The organism is Streptomyces sp. NRRL B-24572, assembly GCF_002156145.1.
GTDB lineage: Bacteria > Actinomycetota > Actinomycetes > Streptomycetales > Streptomycetaceae > Streptomyces > Streptomyces vietnamensis.
In genome coordinates this window covers 1-3,360 of the sequence record NZ_MWIG01000864.1, presented here as the reverse complement: position 1 = coordinate 3,360, position 3,360 = coordinate 1, and the positions used below count along the sequence as shown (strand labels likewise).

Below are 3,360 nucleotides of genomic sequence, written 5' to 3'. Positions count from 1 at the left end.
CGGGATCCCCGGGGCCGGCCTGATCGTCGAGGCCACCCGCACCGGCTTCGCGCCGGGACGACGTCTCTCCGGCCGAGCGGTAGCCGGAACGCATGGAAGGGGCGGGCTCACGAACGAGCCCGCCCCTTCTCATGGGTCCCCGCCCCTTCTCATGGGTCAGCGGTGCGCGAGCACGCCCGCCGCCGGCAGCAGCCTGCTGTCGTAGTCGAACAGGGCCTGGTTCTCCCAGCCGTTGCCCGAGGCCGGGTCGGCCGGGTCCCAGCCGTTGCCCGCGACGGCCGTCCAGGTGGGTTCCCAGTAGATGACGCCGAGGCCGCGGCCGTTCGGCACGGCCTCGACGACGTTCATGACGTCCCGCAGCCAGGCCGTCTGGCCCGCGCTGCTCGCCGGGTAGCCGGAGACCAGCTCGGAGGAGAGGTCGATGATGTTCTCGTGGGCGTCCTCGCTGTCCAGTCGGAACGGGTACGCGGTCTCCGCGACCATCACCTTCTTTCCGTAACGCGCCGAGACGTCGTCGAGGTTGCTCTGGAGCGAGGACAGCGCGCCGTGCCAGTAGCCGTAGAAGGACAGCGCGATCACGTCGTAACCCACGCCCTGTGCGGTCGCGTTGTCGAACCAGGTGCGGTAGAGCGTGTTGTCGCCGCCGTTGGCGAGGTGCAGGGCGATCTGGGTGTTCGGGGAGACCGCCTTGGCGGCGGAGATGCCGGACTTGAGCAGGCCGGCGAGCTGGGACCAGTTGCTCGTGGAGCCCTCGGGCCAGAGCATGCCCGTGTTGATCTCGTTGCCGATCTGCACCATGTCGGCCGTGGTGCCCTGCGCCTTGAGGGCGTTCAGGACGTCGTACGTGTGGTTGTACACGTCGGTCCTGAGCTGGGTGTACGAGTGGCCCGACCAGGCGGCGGGCTTGGTCTGGGCCCCGGGGTCGGCCCAGACGTCGGAGTAGTGGAAGTCGACGAGGAGCTTCATGCCCTGCGCCTTGATCCGCTTCGCGGTCGCGAGGACGCGGGCCTTGTTGTTGTAGCCGTCCGCCGGGTTCACCCACACCTTGAGCCGGCCGTAGTTGGCGCCGGAGTTCCTGAGGAGGGCGACCGGGTCGCCTGTGGTGCCGGAGCTCGACCTGTAGGTGCCGCCGAGGTCCTCGCTCTTCTTCAGCGCGGACAGGTCGACGCCCTTCACGGCGAGACCGGTCGTGCCGGAGGTGAAGGTGAGGTCGTCGACGTTGATCCAGTCGCCCGCGTTCGCATCGGAGTTGATGCTGATCGTGCAGGCCCCGCCGACGACGGTGACCGGGGTGACGATCCGTATCCAGCCGCTCGACGTCACCGGCAGGTCGGTGCGCTGCTCGGCGGAGCCGCAGTTGCGCAGGGCGAGGTAGGCCGAGTTCTGCCCGCCGCCGGAGCGGACCCAGGCGCTGAGCGTGTAGCTGCCGTCGGTGAGGCCGGTGAGGTACTGGTACGTCTCCACCTTGTACGCGGCGGAGGACCAGTGGCTCAGGCGGTAGCCGCCGGTGTGGCCGCCGGCCTCGGTGAAGGAGGCGGAGTTCTGTCCGGCGGCGGAGTAGGTGGACCAGCCGGAGGGGGTGGCGGTACCGGTGCCGTCGGCCTCGAAGCCCGTGTTGGTGAGGGTGGAGGCGGCTTCGGCCCGGTGCGCCGCGGGGAGCGGGGCCAGGAGCAGGGCGCCGAGCGCGGCGGCGAGGGCCGCGGCGCGCAGGCGGACGCGGCTGCGGTGTCGTGCGGGGTGCATCGTCGAGTCCCTTCGACGGTGACGGACGGGGGGAGCGGTACGGGGTGGTTCCTCACGGTGGTACGGCTCACCCGGGGGCGGTGCAGCGGGTGCGGGCCGCCCCCGGGGAGTTCAGAGGGGGACGAAGTGGGCTCAGGCGTCGAGGCGCACGACCCTGACGGCCCCGGCCGGGACGGTGAGCCTGCCGTCCGCCGCGTCGCCGTGGAGGAGTTCCGTGCCGGAGCCGCCCAGCGGCACCTCGGCGTCCTCGGCGGAGTGGTTGAGGGCGAACACGTACCGGGCGTCCCGGCCGACGCGGTGCACGACCTCCACGTCGTGCGGCAGCGCGGTGCGCGGGGCGACCCCGGCGTCCTCGCAGGCGGCGGCGAGGACGGCGTCGAGCGAGGCCGCGTCGAGGCGGGTGGAGACGTACCAGGCGGTGCCCCGGCCGAGCCGGTGCCGGGTGACGGCGGGCCCGCCGGCGGCCGGGCCGTCCGCGTACGTCCACACGGTCTCCGCCCCGCGCGGGCGGACGAACTCGGTCCAGACGTCTCCGACGAGCGTGCTGCCGTCCGGCCCGGTGATCGTCACGCGCTGGTCGTCGAGGAGCGGGGACCACTCGTCCACGGTGAGGCCGAGGACCTCGCGCAGGGCCCCCGGGTAGGCGCCCGGGTGGACGGCGTCGTGCTCGTCGACGATCCCGGAGAAGTACGAGACGACGAGGGTGCCGCCGTTCTCGACGTACTCGCGGAGGTTCTGCCCGGCGGCCTCGGTGGTGAGGTAGAGCGCGGGCACGACGACCAGCGGGTAGGCCGAGAGGTCGGACTCGGGGTGGGCGAAGTCGACGGTGAGGTGCCGGTCGTAGAGGGCTTCGTAGAAGCTGTCGGCGCGCTCGCGGGCCTCGTGGGCCTCGTTCGGCCGCCATTCCAGGTTCTGCGCCCACCAGGAGTGCCAGTCCCAGACCATGGCGACGTCCGGGACGGTCCGGCTGCCGCGCACCTCCTCCAGGGCCTCCAGGCCGGCACCGAGTTCGACGACCTCGCGCCAGATCCGGGTGTCGGTGCCGCCGTGCGGGACCATCGCCGAGTGGAACTTCTCGGCGCCGCGCCGGGACTGCCGCCACTGGAAGAACATGGCGCCCTCGGAGCCCCGCGCGACGTGGGCGAGGGAGTTGCGGGCCATCTCGCCGGGGCGCTTGGCCGGGTTGCGGGCCTGCCAGTTCACGCCGGAGGTGGAGTGCTCCAGGAGCAGCCAGGGCGCGCCGCCGGCGACGGAGCGGGTGAGGTCGGCGGCCATGGCGAGGTTGACGTGGGTGCGGCGGCCGTCGGTGATCAGGTAGTGGTCGTTCGTGACGAGGTCGACCTCGCGGCCCCAGGCCCAGTAGTCGATCGAATCGCACTGGCTGAGGGCGGTCATGAAGTTGGTGGTGACGGGGATGTCCGGGGTCAGTTCGTGGAGGATGTCCCGTTCCATCCGGAAGTTCTCCCGGATGGTGGCGTCGGCGAAGCGGCGGTAGTCGAGCTGCTTGCCCGGGTTGCCGACGGTGGGGGTGGCGCGGGGCGGGTCGATCTCCTCGTACGAGCCGTAGTGCTGGCCCCAGAAGGCGGTGCCCCAGGCCTCGTTGACGGCGTCCACGGA

General features: G+C 71.9%; 2 protein-coding genes. Both read right to left on the bottom strand.

All coding sequences use genetic code 11. The features are described from left to right. Positions 1 to 156: 156 nt before the first annotated feature. Positions 157 to 1,743, bottom strand: coding sequence for an arabinogalactan endo-1,4-beta-galactosidase (locus CCN56_RS37360; RefSeq protein WP_086832152.1), 1,587 nt, complete (start codon positions 1,741 to 1,743; stop codon positions 157 to 159). A gap of 132 nt (positions 1,744 to 1,875) precedes the next feature. After that, on the bottom strand, positions 1,876 to 3,360 hold a 1,485-nt coding region (locus CCN56_RS37355), incomplete at its 5' end, for a beta-galactosidase (RefSeq protein WP_086832151.1).

Excerpts from the sequence above, each read along its gene's own strand:
- CCN56_RS37360 (WP_086832152.1), bottom strand. The coding sequence starts at position 1,743 with ATGCACCCCGCACGACACCGCAGCCGCGTCCGCCTGCGCGCCGCGGCC.